The 17,311-nt window shown below is 34.3% G+C and carries 15 protein-coding genes; 7 read left to right on the forward strand and 8 right to left on the reverse strand.

What is annotated here, in order from left to right:
* Positions 1 to 34 precede the first annotated feature (34 nt).
* Positions 35 to 736: a hypothetical protein gene (locus tag BLS90_RS03110; protein ID WP_091255136.1), complete on the forward strand. Its 702-nt coding sequence runs from the start codon at positions 35 to 37 to the stop codon at positions 734 to 736.
* 11 nt (positions 737 to 747) lie between these two features.
* Here BLS90_RS03110 and BLS90_RS03115 read toward each other — a convergent pair whose 3' ends face one another.
* The 3 genes from BLS90_RS03115 to BLS90_RS03125 all read right to left on the reverse strand — a co-directional run bounded on the left by BLS90_RS03115 (position 748) and on the right by BLS90_RS03125 (position 5,761).
* The gene (locus tag BLS90_RS03115) at positions 748 to 1,470 is read right to left on the reverse strand and encodes a hypothetical protein (protein WP_091255138.1); all 723 of its coding nucleotides are present in this window, start codon (positions 1,468 to 1,470) and stop codon (positions 748 to 750) included.
* A gap of 109 nt (positions 1,471 to 1,579) precedes the next feature.
* Positions 1,580 to 4,051 carry a TonB-dependent receptor gene (locus tag BLS90_RS03120; RefSeq protein WP_091255139.1) on the reverse strand — a complete coding sequence of 824 codons (2,472 nt, stop codon included), beginning with the start codon at positions 4,049 to 4,051 and terminating at the stop codon, positions 1,580 to 1,582.
* 15 nt (positions 4,052 to 4,066) lie between these two features.
* Positions 4,067 to 5,761: a M23 family metallopeptidase gene (locus BLS90_RS03125; RefSeq protein ID WP_091255141.1), complete on the reverse strand. Its 1,695-nt coding sequence runs from the start codon at positions 5,759 to 5,761 to the stop codon at positions 4,067 to 4,069.
* 174 nt (positions 5,762 to 5,935) lie between these two features.
* Between BLS90_RS03125 and BLS90_RS03130 the strand changes: the two genes are divergently transcribed.
* From BLS90_RS03130 to rny, 3 genes are all read left to right on the forward strand, one after another.
* Positions 5,936 to 6,226, forward strand: a complete 291-nt coding sequence (locus tag BLS90_RS03130) for a hypothetical protein (protein WP_091255146.1) — start codon at positions 5,936 to 5,938, stop codon at positions 6,224 to 6,226.
* Between the two features lie 8 nt (positions 6,227 to 6,234).
* A complete protein-coding gene (locus BLS90_RS03135; RefSeq protein ID WP_066077743.1) occupies positions 6,235 to 6,528 on the forward strand; it encodes a cell division protein ZapA in 294 nt (97 codons plus the stop codon).
* Positions 6,529 to 6,736: 208 nt separating this feature from the next.
* Positions 6,737 to 8,302: a ribonuclease Y gene (gene rny / locus BLS90_RS03140; RefSeq protein WP_091255147.1), complete on the forward strand. Its 1,566-nt coding sequence runs from the start codon at positions 6,737 to 6,739 to the stop codon at positions 8,300 to 8,302.
* Positions 8,303 to 8,422: 120 nt separating this feature from the next.
* On the opposite strand, the gene xerD is transcribed toward rny, so the two are convergent.
* Positions 8,423 to 9,325, reverse strand: coding sequence for a site-specific tyrosine recombinase XerD (gene xerD, locus BLS90_RS03145; RefSeq protein ID WP_091255148.1), 903 nt, complete (start codon positions 9,323 to 9,325; stop codon positions 8,423 to 8,425).
* A gap of 76 nt (positions 9,326 to 9,401) precedes the next feature.
* Positions 9,402 to 9,992, reverse strand: a complete 591-nt coding sequence (locus BLS90_RS03150) for an OmpA family protein (RefSeq protein ID WP_091255149.1) — start codon at positions 9,990 to 9,992, stop codon at positions 9,402 to 9,404.
* Positions 9,993 to 10,404: 412 nt separating this feature from the next.
* Here BLS90_RS03150 and BLS90_RS03155 point away from each other — a divergent pair, with 412 nt between their 5' ends.
* The 3 genes from BLS90_RS03155 to BLS90_RS03165 all read left to right on the forward strand — a co-directional run bounded on the left by BLS90_RS03155 (position 10,405) and on the right by BLS90_RS03165 (position 14,039).
* Positions 10,405 to 10,968, forward strand: coding sequence for a porin family protein (locus tag BLS90_RS03155; protein WP_091255150.1), 564 nt, complete (start codon positions 10,405 to 10,407; stop codon positions 10,966 to 10,968).
* Positions 10,969 to 11,044: 76 nt separating this feature from the next.
* Positions 11,045 to 11,458, forward strand: a complete 414-nt coding sequence (aroQ, locus tag BLS90_RS03160; protein ID WP_091255151.1) for a type II 3-dehydroquinate dehydratase — start codon at positions 11,045 to 11,047, stop codon at positions 11,456 to 11,458.
* A 94-nt stretch (positions 11,459 to 11,552) separates the two neighbouring features.
* Positions 11,553 to 14,039 carry a DUF5686 and carboxypeptidase regulatory-like domain-containing protein gene (locus tag BLS90_RS03165; RefSeq protein WP_091255153.1) on the forward strand — a complete coding sequence of 829 codons (2,487 nt, stop codon included), beginning with the start codon at positions 11,553 to 11,555 and terminating at the stop codon, positions 14,037 to 14,039.
* 143 nt (positions 14,040 to 14,182) lie between these two features.
* On the opposite strand, the gene BLS90_RS03170 is transcribed toward BLS90_RS03165, so the two are convergent.
* The 3 genes from BLS90_RS03170 to BLS90_RS03180 form a co-directional block, all read right to left on the reverse strand.
* A complete protein-coding gene (locus tag BLS90_RS03170) occupies positions 14,183 to 15,052 on the reverse strand; it encodes a cation diffusion facilitator family transporter (RefSeq protein WP_091255155.1) in 870 nt (289 codons plus the stop codon).
* Positions 15,053 to 15,164: 112 nt separating this feature from the next.
* On the reverse strand, positions 15,165 to 16,475 hold the full coding sequence (gene murA, locus BLS90_RS03175) for a UDP-N-acetylglucosamine 1-carboxyvinyltransferase (protein WP_091255161.1): 1,311 nt from the start codon (positions 16,473 to 16,475) through the stop codon (positions 15,165 to 15,167).
* A 102-nt stretch (positions 16,476 to 16,577) separates the two neighbouring features.
* Positions 16,578 to 17,303 carry a DUF4290 domain-containing protein gene (locus BLS90_RS03180; protein WP_091255163.1) on the reverse strand — a complete coding sequence of 242 codons (726 nt, stop codon included), beginning with the start codon at positions 17,301 to 17,303 and terminating at the stop codon, positions 16,578 to 16,580.
* Positions 17,304 to 17,311: the final 8 nt, after the last annotated feature.

Consider the following 17,311-nt stretch of genomic DNA (forward strand, 5'->3'; position numbering starts at 1 on the left):
GTAGTATTATTTTTTAAAGTTAAAATATAAAAAAATGTACATTAAAAATCCAACGATAAAACTCCCTGAAAATCCAAACACCGTTGTTTGGAAATACCTAGACTTATCTAAATTTTTGGATTTATTAATGTCCAAAAAATTATTCATGTCGCGATCCGATAAATTCGAAGATCAATATGAAGGTACCTTTAGCGAACCCACTTTTGAAGAAATAAAAAAGCTCTCTATAGACAATCCTGATTTTTTGAACTATTATAAAACGCATCGGGAAAAAGTAGCCGTCAGCAGCTGGCATATCAATGAATATGAATCCTTTGCCATGTGGCAAATTTTCACGCAAAACAGTGAAGGTTTAGCCATTCAATCCACTATTGGACGTTTACAAGAAGCCTTGGCTCAGGAAATACATTTCAATCAATATATTGGCCAAGTAAATTACATCGACTACAAGAAAGAGCACATTCCGTTTGATGATTTATTTTTCCCCTTTTTATTCAAGCGCAAAAGTTTTCAATATGAAGGTGAAGTACGTATCCTTACTGATATTGGTGAAAGCGAGATTAAAATTAATGAAGGATTGAAAATCAATGTAGACATCAATGTATTAATCGAAAAAATATACATTCATCCCAAATCAGAAAACTGGTATAAGAACCTTGTGATTCAATTAGTAAAGCAGTTGGGTTTTGATTTCAAAATTGAAAAATCAGATTTAGAAAGTGATATATTGATTTAAAATAATTGCTTTTAAACTGGCTCATAGCCAATAATTTTCCATTCCCTATTTGACAAATCGATGTAGTAATAGTTAACGACATCATTTTTATCAAATTGACCATTTTTATTGGTATCCTCAACGGTTCTAAAATATAGTCGGTTTTTAGATCCAATCAATTTCCAATCGATTAATTCTTGAAAATCAGATGACATCTTAGTAAATCGATCACCACTAATATCGCTTAAATACAATGCTTTAATATCACTTGTGTCTAATTTACCATCCTTATTTGTGTCCATATCTACCATGGTATACACCATTATTTGGTTTTTGGTCTTATCCGCAACCGACTTCAAATAGGTTGCTGTTTGAATCAAAACAGGTCTTTCGGTTAATTTTTTAATAGAATCTGAATCTACCTTTTGGAATTTTATATTCTGTAAAAAACCGGTGATTTCATATTCGCCGTAGTTTGAGATAGTAAAACTCAAATCATTGACACTAGAAGAACCATATCTAGACTTTACTCCTCGCTCCCGAATACTTAAATCTGCAATAGGGTGAAGCAGGTATTCCGTACCTTCCATTTGAAGCGGCAAATCAGCAATTTGTATTTGAGTAGAATCAGCTTTGCTTAATTCTTTTGCTCTATTTGTGCCATCATAAGTAACTTTTGGTTTTTCGACTTCCTCTTTACAACTTGTTAAAAGTAAAATTGCAATTCCTATTATTGTGATGTGTATTTTTTTCATGTTGTTATACTATTAAAATTCAAATGTAATCATTTTTAAAAATGGTAACGCCATTCAATCCTTGATTTAACTAATAAAAATTGAACCCTACCTTCGTCAGAATTCCCCATTACAACTTCGCTGTCAATTTTAGATTAAAAACTCTGGTGGTCATATAATTAGGAACTGCATATTGATTTTTCGAATACACATCCCGAACCCAAGTATTGGTAATCGCATTTTGATTGTCAAAAAGATTAAAAATTTCTAAGCCTATTGCCAACTCTCTAAAATCTTTCAACCAGCCCTTATTATTTTCTTTTATAGTAGCATGATCAATAAAAACCTTAGAAAAACCTACATCCACGCGGCGGTAATCATTCAATCGGTTTTGGTACAAATAGGGATCGACATACGAGGGTGAACCGCCAGGTAATCCTGTGTTGTAAACTAAATTCAAATATAATTTTATACTTGGAATAGCAGGCATATAGTCTTGGAACAAAAGTCCAAATTTCAATCTTTGATCCGTGGGTCTTGCGATAAATCCTTTTTCATTGCTATTTTCTTCTGTTTGCAAATAACCAAAACTAAACCACGATTCTGTTCCAGGAACAAATTCCCCATTCAAGCGCACATCTAACCCTTGAGCATAAGCCGTAGCATCGTTATTAGCAGCATAACGAATCCGAACATTGTCTATTGTATAGGTATTGACATTTGTTAGCGCCTTATAATACAGTTCTGAAACCAATTTAAAAGGACGATTCCACATTTTGAAACTATAGTCATTCCCCAAAACAACATGAACCGATTGCTGTGCTTCCGTATTGGGTTGCACTTTCCCATCACTATCTCTCAACTCCCTGTAAAATGGTGGCTGATGGTAAAATCCTCCTGAAAGTCTAAAGACCATATCTTTCTCCCAATCTGGTTTAATAGCAAATTGCGCTCTTGGGCTGAACGTTGTTTGGAATTTCCTTATAATAGTTGCTCCTAAAACTTCCCAATTGTGCATTCGGACGCCAGCATTATACCACACCTCACTAGTCCCAATGTTGGATTTCAAACTCCACTGACCATACCCTGAGAATCTATTAATGGAATTAAAATTAGTCGCACGGATATTTTGATAGGGAACAAGTGGCCCGGTGTAAGGCGAATACGGCTGATTATTTTTTGGCAAATCTATAATTGGCGGATTTAATGAAAAACCAGCTGAATCAATGACCTCCCACTCTATTATCCTGTCCCGAATGGATTCTCGCGTATATTTAATTCCCCATTCAAATTGACTTTCTTTCCAATCATGAAATCCTTTGATCTCCGTATTTACTATTAAGGCGTCCAAATCATTACGAGCATGACTCAGCTGAGAACCAATTCCTCTCGTAAAAGCTACCTCACCAAACGTTTCAGAACCTATACTGGCATCAACTTCGCCAAGACGGTATTGCGCAAAAATATCAAAATATTCTTGTTCCAAAGTATGAAAAATAGACCCTATAAATTTCAGGGTGAAATTATCTGAGACGTTGAAGGTTGTTTTTAAAGCTCCAAAATAAGTATCGTATTTATCCTTTTCTTGACCTTCATAAAAAACAGTTAACGCCATAGGATTGTCTATAGTTCCAAATTTAGTCTGTCTTGTTAAGGGCTGATATTGGTATTTATTTTGAGAAATATTCCCCAGGAAACTCCACTGCCATTTAGCGGAGGCTTGATAATTGATGTTGGTTTGTACATCAGCAAATGATGGCGTAAAATTAGTTTGCGTCTCTTGGCTTTTTACCAAAAGGCTATTGTTTCGATATCGAACTCCTGTAACAGCTGACCATTTTTTATCTTTGGAAACCGCATCAACCGAGAGGCTTCCGCCAAGAAAACTAGCTTCCACGCTTGCGCCAAATTGAATCGGCTTTCTATAAGTAATGTCTAATACCGAAGATAATTTATCGCCAAACTTGGCTTGAAAACCACCTGCTGAAAACTCAACATTTTGAACTAAATCCGTATTGGTAAAACTTAAGCCTTCTTGTTGTCCTGAACGAATCAAGAACGGACGATACACTTCGATTTCATTAACATAGACCAAATTCTCGTCATAATTTCCACCGCGCACTGCATACTGCGTACTCAATTCATTATTAGAGTTTACACCTGGCAAGGTTTTTAAAATATTTTCAATTCCAGCATTTGCACCGGGAATTTTTCGAAGAATCTCCGGCTCAATTGTAGTAATTCCTTGAATCAACTTTCTATTATTCGCTGTAACAATAACTTCCCCCATTTGCTCTTCTTGGTCACTCATCACTGGGTTGAACTCTTTCTCCTCATTAGAATCCAAATAAAAGGTAATCGTGACTTTCTTTAAAGAGACATGCGTAAAAACGACCGTTACATTTTGGTTTGCAGGAACTTTTAGATTGTAAAATCCGTTTTTATTGGACTGTGTGCCAAAATTGGAATAGGAGATATTTACGTTTTCTACCGGCTGATTATTTTTGTCTAAAATAACCCCTTTAATCCGAGCCGTTTGGGCAGAAAGACTGAGGCTAAATAAGTAAAAAAAGAATACAGAAACTAATTGGTTCGCGTTCAAAGGGTTTGATTTTTATTATTTTTGACTTCTAAAAAAACGAGTTTCAAAGGTAGTTGAATTTCCTACATTATCAACCACAACCACTTTTAAATCATTAGCACCGTCAGACACTATTCCATCGTTAAAAAAATGCGTTAACTTCTTGGTTTTATTATCATATTCAAATAATACCCACTTACCATTTAAATACCCATTATAAGATTTTATACCGGAACCTTCATCGTTAATAGCGAGCTGAATAGTCTTTTGATCACTGATCCATTTTCCTTCAATTGGTGTTGCAATACTTATTTTTGGCGCTGCCGTATCAGCAATCAAAGCATATTTTCCCAAGATTTTAACTTTTGATGTAAAAAGACCGTCTTTTCGATACGTTGGATTATAATTTATTTTCTTGCCTTCGATTCTGCCAATAAACATTTTCTCTCTCTGCCCTTCCGAAGATTTTGTATCCTCAATAGAAATTGTAAAATTAGAGTGTGCAGGAACCGTATCGTCATGCAAAAACAAGGTATCATTTTTAACATCAAAATTCAAATCAAAATCTTCGTAAAACGTTCCTGCAGGAAAGAAAACCGACATGTTTCCTAAAGCAAAATTGCTGTCTTTATTTGCTCGAACAAAATAATTGGATTGCGCAGGTTCCTTATTGATTATAGTAGTCAAGATATCATATTTGATTGGGATTGCGATTGTTTTTTTATTTCCAAAAAAATCCGAAACTTCAATGCGATACAGCGAGGCTAAATTTGGTGTTACTTGCAAAACCCCTTTATTTTCATCGGCTTGAATAAAGCTCAAATTATAGGGAGTTTTCATAAAAAGCTTCTGAACACGTTGTTGCATTTTCTTGTATCTTGAATAATCAATTAAAGCATTAATATACCGCATGTCATCAAAGGAATAGGTATTGAATTCGTAACCAAAATTTGGTTTCCCATTATAAAAGGACTGCACTTTATACACTCCATTGTTATTAAAAGAAACATCATCAGAGTCATAAGCCGAAATCCCAAAACCGATTGCACCATTTGCAACCACTTTATCCGATAAATAAGTCCCATCTTTTTGTAAAGAAACATTCAGTAATAAAGGACGTTTAGAGTTATTAACCGTAGTTTTTGCATCTAAGGGATATACGTAAACTCCTGATACGATTGGTTTCTTCGTGTCTTTTAAAAATGTATTGAATCCAAAAAGCATTGGATTGATGATAAACTCCGTTTTAGAATCTCGAAATTCAAAATGCAAATGAGGCCCTTCTGAAGCGCCAGTGTTTCCAGAAAAGGCAATAATATCACCTTTTTTTACCACCATTTCATCTGGTTTAAGAAATATTTCGATTTCAAATGATTCCTCTTTATAATGGGTTTTCTTAATAAACCTTTCTATTTCACCATTGGCCATTTTTAGGTGTCCATAAACGGAAGTATATCCATTGGGGTGGTTGATATAAATCGTTTTTCCATTACCGAAAGTGGAGATCTTAATTCTTGAAACATAACCATCCGCAACCGCATATACTTTCAAGCCTTCTTTTTGCTGTGTTCTTAAATCAAATCCTGCATGAAAATGATTGGGTCTCAACTCTCCAAAATTACCGGATAACTGCATTGGAATATCCAATGGGGTTCTGAAATAATTTTTCGGATAGTCAACTTGTGCCAAAATAGTAGTACTGAAAAATAAAAAGAATATCGAAAATCTCATGGTTTACATTTTTGCTAAGGTAAAAAAAAGTATTTAAAACTTCCATAGAAAATAACTTCATAACCATTTGTAATGCTGGGATTTAATTAATTTAATGCAAAAAAAATAATAAAATATTGCAAAATTAAAAAGGAATACTAACTTTGTATGATTATGTAATGAATAGGATATATAATGAGTGCAATTGCAGAAATTATTGATACTCTTGAAAATAAAGTCGAAAAACTTTTTGTTAAAATGAAAGGTTTAGAGAAAAACAATCAAGATTTGAAAGACGAATTAACAAAAACTGCATCCATAATACAAACTCAATCAAAAGAGATTGAAGCGCTAAAAACGCAGTATGAAGGACTCAAAATAGCAAATACATTACTAGGCAGTGACGAAGATAAAAGAGATACGAAGCTTAAAATAAATTCATTAATTCGCGAAATTGATTACTGTATAGCGCAGCTATCCGATTAATAAAAGATATGGACGAAAAGCTTAAAATTAAAATATCAATAGCAGACCGGGTTTACCCTTTGACGGTAGATCTCTCTCAGGAAGAAGGGCTAAGAAGCGCTTCTAAAAAAATTGATAAGATGATAAAGCAATTTGAAGAAAATTATGCGGTGCGAGATAAACAAGATGTATTGGCTATGTGTGCCCTGCAGTTTGCCTCACAGACAGAACAAAAACAAATTGACAACACCATTGATGGAGAAGCGACCATTGAAAGAATTAAAAAAATCAACGCCGTTTTAGATCAATATCTCGACAAATAAACGTTCTTTACAAAAACTAAGATACTGCCTACATTAGTTCTTATTTGGTAAACTCAACACTAACAATTTAGAATGAGCAAATCATCACTACTAAAGCATGCCACGCTCCGGCGAGGAAACTTGAACAGTGAGTTAGCTCAAAACTTGTCTTTTCGAGTTTATTCAATCATTCTAATGTAGGCTTTTTTATATATAAATTTTAACAAACATGGACAACATATTAACGATTATTATTTCAGGAATTATAGGGATTGCAGCGGGTTTTGGTATCGCCAAATTGATAGAAAAAAGCAACATATCTAACTTAATAAAAAATTCAAAAAAAGAAGCCGCTTCCATTTTGAAAGATGCAAATCTTGAAGCCGAAAACATAAAGAAAGATAAAATTCTACAAGCAAAAGAGAAATTTATTGAATTAAAATCAGAACATGAACAAGTTATTTTATCCCGTGATAAAAAAGTGGCTGAAATAGAAAAAAGAGTTCGTGACAAAGAATCTCAAATTTCAAATGAATTATCAAAAGCTAAAAAGGTAAATGATGATTTTGAATCTAAAACACTAGAATACAGCTCCAAAATTGAAAATCTAGACAAAAAACAAGCTGAAGTTGAAAAACTACACAAAAGTCAATTGCAACAATTAGAAGTAATCTCTGGTTTATCTGCTGAAGAAGCGAAGAACCAATTAGTAGAAGGTTTAAAAGCTGAAGCTAAAAGCAAAGCGATGTCTCATATTCAAGATACGATTGAAGAAGCTAAATTAACTGCACAACAAGAAGCTAAAAAAATAATCATCAATACCATCCAAAGAGTCGGTACAGAAGAAGCGGTAGAAAACTGCGTTTCTGTGTTCAATATAGAATCAGATGATGTTAAAGGTAGAATCATTGGTCGTGAAGGTAGAAATATCCGCGCATTAGAAGCTGCAACTGGCGTAGAAATCATTGTAGATGACACACCAGAAGCTATTATCCTTTCTTGTTTTGATCCTGTACGTCGAGAAATTGCTCGTTTGGCATTGCATAAATTAGTGACCGACGGAAGAATTCATCCAGCACGTATTGAAGAAGTAGTTGCTAAAACTGCTAAACAAATTGATGATGAAATTATTGAAGTTGGTAAACGTACCGTTATCGATTTAGGAATTCACGGTTTACACCCTGAATTAATTAAAGTAGTAGGTCGTATGAAATACCGTTCTTCTTATGGTCAAAATTTATTGCAACACTCTCGTGAAGTTTCTAAACTTTGCGGAATTATGGCAGCTGAACTTGGCTTAAACGTAAAACTAGCGAAACGTGCTGGTTTATTGCACGATATAGGTAAAGTACCCGATGCTGAAAGTGATTTACCACATGCCTTGTTAGGAATGCAGTGGGCTGAAAAATATGGTGAAAAAGAAGAAGTGTGTAACGCCATTGGAGCGCACCACGATGAAATTGAAATGAAATCATTATTATCGCCAATCATTCAGGTTTGTGATGCTATTTCAGGAGCAAGACCAGGAGCAAGAAGACAAGTATTGGATTCTTACATTCAACGTTTGAAAGATCTTGAAGAAGTAGCTTACGGATTTAGCGGTGTAAAAAATGCGTATGCTATTCAAGCTGGTAGAGAGCTTCGTGTCATCGTAGAGAGTGAAAAAGTTTCGGATGAAAACGCTGCTAGTTTATCCTTTGATATCTCACAAAAAATACAAACGGAAATGACCTATCCAGGACAAGTTAAAGTAACTGTTATTCGTGAAACAAGAGCAGTGAATATTGCCAAGTAACATCATCGAGCCTATCCAAAGGAGAAATAAAAAAAAGACCTAATGAAAATAATTCATTAGGTCTTTTTTTGTCTTATCATTTCTATAAGTGGTAGCTCTTTCTGAGTTTACTAAAGACGATCAAAAATTCTTTCGTGGATGAAATGAATGAAGCACTTCCGTCAAAAACTTTCGATCAAGATGCACATAAATTTCTGTTGTTGTTATCGATTCGTGGCCTAGCATCAGCTGAATAGAACGTAAATCAGCACCATTTTCTAAAAGATGTGTGGCAAAAGAATGCCGCAACGTATGCGGACTGATTGTTTTATTTAAATCTATTTTTACCGCTAAATTTTTAATAATGGTAAAAATCATAGCTCTGGTTAACTGCCTCCCTCGTCGATTTAAAAACAAGGTATCTTCAAATCCTTTTTGGATATCAACATGATTTCTAATGGTTTGGCGGTATAATTGAATGTACTTTTGAGTGATTTCACTAATAGGAACAAAACGTTGTTTGTTTCCTTTTCCTGTGATTTTAATAAAACCTTCTTCAAAAAATAAATCGGATATTTTTAATGCAACCAGTTCAGATACTCTTAAACCACAACCATAGAGAGTTTCCAGTATGGCGCGGTTTCGTTCCCCTTCATTTGTTGTCAAGTCAATGGCTTCTATAAGTCTGTCGATTTCATCTACAGCTAAAACATCAGGTAACTTCCGACCTGTTTTAGGCGTTTCAATACTTTCTAAGGGGTTGTCCTTTCGATACTCTTCAAAAATCAAATAGCCAAAAAAACTTTTTAATCCTGAAATAATTCTAGCTTGTGAACGTGGATTAACTTCCTTTGAAATGTTATAAATAAATTGTTGCACCATTTCCTCGCCAATATTTATTGGCGAAACCATACTATTATTTTGATCTAAAAAAAGACACAAACGTTCAATATCAAAAGAATAATTTTCTATCGTATTCTTAGATAAACCGCGTTCAATTTTTAAATAGGCTTGATAACTATTTATGTATGTATTCCATTTCATGACTACAAAGTAACTCTTTTTGAGCTTAAAAAAACCACTACTTAGAGTGGTTTTTTAACGATTTAAACTTGCATAACTATTTTCCCCATTTACCGCCACCTACATAAAATCCTAGATGAATCCCAACATAGGAATTAGCTACTGTACCTTGATTATTCCCATTAATATCTTGTAAAGTCGATTCTGGTACTAAATTATATTCCAATCCCATTCTAAACTTTCCCCACTCAAAACCACCACGAACTAATCCTCCCATTTTACCGGTTGCATCTACAGTAAAATCATTATTATTATTCGTATCATCCACCTCTACATTTGCAATACTATAATAACCCGCGCCAGCGCCTATATAAGGAACAAAAGATTTTCCTGCGCTGTTGAAATAATAATCATAAGTAGCAACATACGAACCATTAGCAGCCACTTTTGCACTAGTAGTGGCACCTGAATCATTTATATCGCGAACAATCGCAGCTACTCCTATACGTAAACCAACATTCATATTATCTTTAATATTATATTTTGGTTCTAATGAAAGCAAAACTCCTCCACCACCGTTTGTTGGCACAGCACCTAAATCTAAGCCAACTCTAAAACCACCTTCATTTTGTGCGTTACCGCTTAGACAAAACAAACCAATACAAACTGATAAAATAACTTTTTCCATTTTTAAAATTTTTTATTAATATTACTATAAAATTATACTAATTTTAAAGTAATATACTTCTTACCATTACAAGTTGTTAACATTTTTTACTGGATAAAAATTAAATCATCCAATGACACAAAAAATATAAATACTATATTCTTAAGTCATCATTTAAAAATTAATACTAAATAAAAAAATAAATAAAGAATAATTACACAAAATATAATACACTATTGCTTAAACAATTAGGCTTTAAAAAAGCTTATACACTCATAAAAACGCATTAATAAAAGGCAGCGAAGAACGATTCAGCATAGTTTTGGACCAATTTTTGCTTTTTGAATATTCGAAATAGTTCACAATAATTAACAAACAAAACAGTTTTAAGTAAGAGTCCCATTTCAATTAATAATAATCAATAAAAAAAATTATGAAAAAAATAATTCTAGTAGCAGTAGTTCTTCTTGCCGGATCAGTAGATATGCAAGCACAGTTAGTACGATTTGGCTTTAAAGGTGGTTTAAACTACGCAAACCAAAATGGTAGTCAAATAACGGTAAACAGCGACAATTACAATACAGATGCGATAACCAGCTATCATGCGGGTTTAGTGGCTGAACTTAAATTAACAGATGGTTTCTCGATACAACCAGAATTATTGTATTCCACTCAGGGAGCTACCTACAAAAATGCAGTTGAAGAATTCAAAAATGAATTGGGTTATTTATCGATTCCGGTTTTGGCTAAATTCAACCTAAACAAAACCGTTAGTTTGGATCTTGGTCCACAGGCTTCTTTTTTATTAAGTGAAAGAAACGAATTTGATGTAAAAAATGCAGAAACTTTTGAGTTTGGAGTGGCCGGTGGTTTAACTCTAAATGTCACTAAACACATTTTCCTTCAAGGACGTTATGTATTAGGATTAACTGAAGCTTCAAAAGAAGCAGAAGTTAAGAATTCCGTGCTTCAAATTTCAGCTGGATTTAAATTCTAGTACTACTATTAAATTAAATTTACTAAACCGTTCTATAAATTGGAACGGTTTTTTTATTTTTACCAAAACAAGCATTATGAAAATCAGTATCATCAACGGACCAAACCTCAACCTTCTTGGTAAACGCGAACCAGAAATTTATGGAAGTCAAACTTTTGAAGAATATTTTACCACTTTGCAAATCCAATTTCCAACGATTGAATTTACTTATTTTCAAAGTAATATTGAAGGTGAATTAATAGATAAAATTCAGGAATTTGGTTTTTCATTTGATGGTATTATTTTAAATGCTGGAGCTTACACGCATACTTCCGTGGGCATAGGTGATGCTGTAAAAGCCATTACAACTCCGGTTGTAGAAGTTCACATTTCGAATACTTTTTCACGTGAAAGTTTTAGGCATCAATCCTACATTTCAGGAAATGCCAAAGGAGTTATTTTGGGTTTTGGTTTAAAGAGTTACGAGCTCGCGATACAATCTTTTTTGTAGTTCTAGATTATAATTACCACCCAAAGAAATCTTTAACAAATAATTAATAGGCTCTTTTTAAACTTCTTCTATTTTTGTGAGAGAAAAAACTTTCATGAAAAAACACTACTTACTTCTGCTCTTCTTAGCTTCATTTGTCAGCAATGCACAAATAAAAGGAACTGTTTCGGACGAAAAAGGAAATACCTTGCCTTTTGTCACTATTTTCCAGGAAGACACCTATAATGGAACCACTTCTAACGAACAAGGAAATTACGAGTTCAACTTAAATAAAAAAGGAAAACAAACCGTTGTCTTTCAGTTTTTAGGTTTTAAAACCGAAAAAGTTGCCATACAAACAGATAAACTGCCTTATTCATTAAATATCAAAATGATCGAAGAAAGTTTCTCGTTGAACGAAGTAATCATCAACAAAAAAAACAATCCAGCTTTGGCAATTATAAAAAGTGCGATTGCCAGTAGGAAACAAAACACCGAAAAAACAAATCGATTCAACGCCGACTTTTATTCCAGAGGTATTTTTAAACTAAAAAATGCACCGAAAAAAATATTAGGGCAAAAAATTGGAGACTTAGATGGTGCTTTGGATTCAACCGGAACCGGAATTATTTCACTTTCGGAAACCTTTTCGAAAATAGCATTTGAAAAACCCAACAATTTAAAAGAAGTGGTTACTGCCTCAAAAGTAAGTGGCAGCAACAATGGCTACAGCTATAATACTGCCAGATCTTCGTTCTATGATTTCTATGACAACACTATTGATTTTGGCATTCAAATGATTTCTCCAATCGCGAACAACGCTTTTAATTACTATAATTACAAGTTAGAAAGCACGTTTATTGACGAGAATGCCAATATGATTAACAAAATAAAAGTGACTGCAAAGCGTGACAGCGAACCGGTTTTTGAAGGATACATTTACATTGTAGAAGATTCCTGGGCAATTTACGCCGTTGATTTGGATATAAAAGGCTACCGAATAAAAGAAGAGTTTCTGGATGTGATGACCTTAAAACAAAATTTCAGCTACAACAAAAGCAATAAAATTTGGGCCAAAAACACCCAAAGTCTAGAAATTACAGCTGGTGCTTTTGGAATAAAATTTACCGGTAAATACAATTACGTCTATAGTAATTATGAATTTATAAATGCATTTGCTCCCAAAACATTTACAAATGAAATTACGCGCATCGAAATAAATGCCAATAAAAAAGACAGCTTATTTTGGAATGCGAACAGACCCATACCGTTAACAATAGAAGAAAGTACAGATTATGTTAGAAAAGACAGTATTTACAAAGTTCGAAATTCAGAAAAATACTTAGACTCAATTGATGCAAAAGGAAATAAATTCAAACCATTAAAACTGCTGACCGGTTACACCTTTAAAAATAGTACCGAAAAACACAGTTTTAGTTACGAGGGATTATTAAATCTTGGTTCGCTAAGTTTCAATACCGTTCAAGGGTATAATTTTGATTCGGGGTTTCGATACACCAACTGGAAAAATCAGGAAACTAAAGGAATATATACTTCCATAAGTACAAAACTCAATTACGGTTTTGCCGAAGATCGTTTGCGTGTCACCGGACAATTTATCCACCGTTTCAACAATCAGAATTATGCGACATTATATATGACGGGAGGCAGTTCGATAAAGCAATTTAATCCGAATGAACCCATCAGCAAAGTGATAAACACGATAAGCTCCTTGGCCTTCAAGAACAATTTCATGAAGTTGTATAACTTGGAATCAGCGGCAATTGGCTACAGCCAAGATGTTGCAAATGGAGTGAATCTAAATGGAAAGATAGAATATCAGCAACGTAAACCATTATTCAATAACACTGATTTTTCTTTGTTTAGCAAGGACGATTTATACACGTCGAATAATCCGTTGGCACCAAATGATTTCACCACTGCAGCTTTTGAAAAATACCATTTGACAAAAATTAATTTGCTTGCAAGAATCAATTTTGGAAACAAATATTCCTCCCGTCCCGATGGAAAATTCAACATCCGAAATGAAAAATATCCAACGCTTTATCTGGGCTATGAAAAAGCAGTTGCAGCCAACGAAAAGAAGTATGAGTTTGACCATTTGAATACCCGAATAACGTATGATTTGACATTGGGCAATAAAGGCGTTTTAGGATTGAATCTAAAAGCAGGAAAGTTTCTGAATGCAGATAATATTGCTTTTATAGATTACAAGCATTTTAATGGCAATCAAACTCACATTGGACAAACAGCGCGTTATTTGAATGTGTTTAATTTGCTTCCATATTATTCTAACAGTACGAATGACAGCTATTTTGAAGCGCATACGGAATACAACGACAAAGGATACATTATAAATAAAATACCGTTGTTGAATAAACTAAAATCAACTTTAATATTTGGTGCTCATGTACTGTCTACTCCCAGTAACAAGCCTTATACTGAAGTCACAGTTGGGCTGGACAATTTAGGTTTTGGTAAATTTAAAATGCTTCGTGTCGATTATGTACGTTCCTATCAAAATGGATTTCAAGGTGACGGAGTTGTTTTTGGACTAAAGTTTTTAAATATATTGGAGTAAAAATAGAATCTATTTTTCAATTCGAGTGTAGTTGAGAACCTTTAGTACATCTAGACTGCGCTCGATGTGACAAAATCATAACGAATTAAAAAAGGCACTCGAAAATAATTTCGGCGCCTTATTTAATTTTATTGGATATCCATCTAGTCATTCGGTTCCACATGAATCAACACATGTCCCAATTCCGGGATTTCCTCCCGCAAAGTATCTTTTAGTTTATGAGCGAGATCGTGCCCTTCTTTTACGGTAATATTTGAATCAACAGTAGCATGTAAATCCACGTGATATTGCATACCGGCTTTTCGAATGAAACATTTCTCGGTATCAATAATTCCATCCACCTGAATAGAAATCATTCGGATTTGCTCGATCAAATCATCGTATAAATGCTCGTCCATTATTTCGCCCAAAGCGGGTCTAAAAATAAGGTAACTGTTATAAAGTATGAATCCCGAAGCAAAAAGTGCTGCCCAATCATCAGCAGATTCGTAACCATTCCCTAAAATCAAGGCAACCGAAATCCCAAGAAATGCCGCCACAGAAGTAATTGCATCGCTGCGATGGTGCCAGGCATCAGCCCTCAACGACGAACTATTGGTTTGAATACTTCTTTTCATCACGATTCGAAACGAATATTCTTTCCAAATGATAATTGCAGCCAGAACGATTAATGTCCATGGCTTTGGCAATTGATGCGGCGTTCCAATATTGATGATACTTTCATAGGCAATAATCGTAGCCGTAGTAATCAAAAAACCTACAACTAGAAAAGTAATCAAAGGTTCTGCCCTACCATGACCGTAAGGATGGTTTTTATCAGCTGGCCTGTTTGAATATTTGATTCCGAACAACACCAAAAAAGAAGCAAAAATATCAGTTGTTGATTCAATTGCATCTGCAATTAGTGCATACGAATTTCCAAAAAAACCGGCTAAGCCTTTTATTATTGCCAGACAAGTGTTTCCTATGATACTAAAATAAGTCGCCTTGATTGCCGTTTGTTCGCTTGACATGTATTTTATTTATAGGTGAAGTAAAACTAAAATCGTTTAAGTAAACCGAATTGAATTTTAGATTTAAATTCTTTTTGGATTACTTAAACGAAATTTTTATAATTTATGATATTTACGCGCGTACGATATTCGCTCCAATAGCTCTTAATCGTTCGTCAATACGTTCGTACCCTCTGTCAATTTGTTCAATGTTTTGAATGGTACTCGTTCCTTTTGCAGAGAGCGCTGCAATCAATAAGGAGATTCCGGCACGAATATCCGGTGATGACATTGTGGTTGCTTTGAGTTGTGATTTGAAATCATGTCCCATAACAACAGCACGGTGTGGATCACACAACATGATTTTTGCTCCCATGTCAATTAACTTGTCAACAAAAAACAATCTGCTTTCAAACATTTTCTGGTGAATCAAAACATCACCTCTTGCTTGAGTGGCAACCACTAAAACAATACTTAATAAATCCGGAGTAAATCCAGGCCAAGGCGCATCAGCAATTGTAAGAATAGAACCGTCAATATCCGTTTTCACTTCATATCCATCTACGTGAGCAGGAATGTAAATATCATCGCCACGACGTTCAAGAGTAATTCCAAGTTTTCTGAATGTATTCGGAATTACGCCAAGATTATCCCAGCTGACATCCTTTATTGTAATCTCTGATTTTGTCATTGCAGCCAGACCAATCCAGCTCCCAATTTCGATCATATCAGGAAGAATTCTATGCTCGCAACCACCTAAACTTTCTACCCCTTCAATAGTCAATAAGTTAGATCCTACGCCTGTTATTTTAGCTCCCATCGAGTTCAACATCTTACACAATTGTTGCAAGTAAGGTTCACAAGCAGCGTTATAAACGGTTGTTTTTCCTTTGGCCAAAACAGCAGCCATAACAATGTTAGCAGTTCCGGTAACGGACGCTTCGTCTAATAACATATCGGCACCTTTCAATCCTTTTGGTGCTTCTACGCCATAAAAATGATCTTCTCTGTTGTAACGGAATTTAGCTCCAAGGTTGATGAATCCTTCAAAATGCGTGTCCAATCTTCTGCGTCCAATTTTATCACCACCTGGTTTTGGAATATATCCTTTTCCAAATCGTGCCAAAAGTGGTCCAACAATCATAATAGAACCTCTTAGAGAACCGCCTTCTTTCTTGAATGCTTCGGTTTCCAGATACTGTATATTCACTTCATCGGCTTGAAAAGTATACGATCCTGATCCTGTTTTTTGGATTTTTACACCCAAATTTCCTAAAAGCGTAATTAGTTTATTGATATCTATAATATCGGGAATATTATTGATAACCACTTTTTCAGGCGTTAAAAGAACGGCACATAAAATTTGTAACGCTTCATTTTTAGCTCCTTGTGGCGTGATTTCTCCTTTTAGACTAATGCCTCCTTCTATTTTGAAAATTCCCATTTTTTACAGTTATGAGTTATAAATTATTAGATATAAGTTAAAAATTGATGCGCTAGAAGTTATAAAAAATTCATAACTAAAAACCCCTAATTGATAACTTCCTTACAAAGGTTTTCTATTTTGATTTTTGTGAACTGGATTTGGTTTCCCCGTTTTTGTATTCTTATTGCTAAGAATTTTTGGTTGACCAACCGGTAAGATCTTATTCGAAACCCGTTTGTTGGTTCTTAATAAATCAGTTGTGTTTAATAGTTCTTCGGTACTTTGAATCAAATTCAATTTCCCATCGGACAGTTCGTATAAATGTTCGAAAATTACATCATCTTTCACCGTGTCTTTATTCCAACTCAAGTATGATTTTTTCATGTGATTAGCGATTACTTTTACTAAAGCACTTTTCATCTCGCCATCTTCCCATTTATTGGCCACATCAATCATATATTTTATGTTGTTGCCATAATACCTGTATTTTGGAAAATTCTGTGGGTATTTTAAAACATCCGGTTTCAGCTGTAACACTTCACGTGATGGAATTGGATACGGTGATTCAGCTACCAATTTAAAATCAGACATAATAAACAGCTGATCCCACAATTTATGCTGAAAATCAGGAACATCACGCAAATGTGGATTCAAACTACCCATCACCTGAATAATGTATTTTGCAGCTTTGTTGCGTTCTACATCATCTTCAATTTGAGTTGCCTGATCAATCAATTTTTGCAAATGACGGCCGTACTCTGGAATAATCAAATGCGATCTCTCGGCATTATATTCCAAATGATGCACAACATCATTCGAGTTTTCTTTAATGTATTTTGAATTCATATTCGAAA

The organism is Flavobacterium omnivorum (genome assembly GCF_900099915.1).
Classification (GTDB): domain Bacteria; phylum Bacteroidota; class Bacteroidia; order Flavobacteriales; family Flavobacteriaceae; genus Flavobacterium; species Flavobacterium omnivorum.

What these genes read in the sequence shown, in the direction of transcription:
- BLS90_RS03110 (WP_091255136.1), top strand. Translation starts at nt 35, where the DNA reads ATGTACATTAAAAATCCAACGATAAAACTCCCTGAAAATCCAAACACC.
- BLS90_RS03115 (WP_091255138.1), bottom strand. Translation starts at nt 1,470, where the DNA reads ATGAAAAAAATACACATCACAATAATAGGAATTGCAATTTTACTTTTA.
- BLS90_RS03125 (WP_091255141.1), bottom strand. Translation starts at nt 5,761, where the DNA reads ATGAGATTTTCGATATTCTTTTTATTTTTCAGTACTACTATTTTGGCA.
- BLS90_RS03130 (WP_091255146.1), top strand. Translation starts at nt 5,936, where the DNA reads ATGAGTGCAATTGCAGAAATTATTGATACTCTTGAAAATAAAGTCGAA.
- BLS90_RS03135 (WP_066077743.1), top strand. Translation starts at nt 6,235, where the DNA reads ATGGACGAAAAGCTTAAAATTAAAATATCAATAGCAGACCGGGTTTAC.
- rny (WP_091255147.1), top strand. Translation starts at nt 6,737, where the DNA reads ATGGACAACATATTAACGATTATTATTTCAGGAATTATAGGGATTGCA.
- xerD (WP_091255148.1), bottom strand. Translation starts at nt 9,325, where the DNA reads ATGAAATGGAATACATACATAAATAGTTATCAAGCCTATTTAAAAATT.
- BLS90_RS03150 (WP_091255149.1), bottom strand. Translation starts at nt 9,992, where the DNA reads ATGGAAAAAGTTATTTTATCAGTTTGTATTGGTTTGTTTTGTCTAAGC.
- BLS90_RS03155 (WP_091255150.1), top strand. Translation starts at nt 10,405, where the DNA reads ATGAAAAAAATAATTCTAGTAGCAGTAGTTCTTCTTGCCGGATCAGTA.
- aroQ (WP_091255151.1), top strand. Translation starts at nt 11,045, where the DNA reads ATGAAAATCAGTATCATCAACGGACCAAACCTCAACCTTCTTGGTAAA.
- BLS90_RS03165 (WP_091255153.1), top strand. Translation starts at nt 11,553, where the DNA reads ATGAAAAAACACTACTTACTTCTGCTCTTCTTAGCTTCATTTGTCAGC.
- BLS90_RS03170 (WP_091255155.1), bottom strand. Translation starts at nt 15,052, where the DNA reads ATGTCAAGCGAACAAACGGCAATCAAGGCGACTTATTTTAGTATCATA.
- murA (WP_091255161.1), bottom strand. Translation starts at nt 16,475, where the DNA reads ATGGGAATTTTCAAAATAGAAGGAGGCATTAGTCTAAAAGGAGAAATC.
- BLS90_RS03180 (WP_091255163.1), bottom strand. Translation starts at nt 17,303, where the DNA reads ATGAATTCAAAATACATTAAAGAAAACTCGAATGATGTTGTGCATCAT.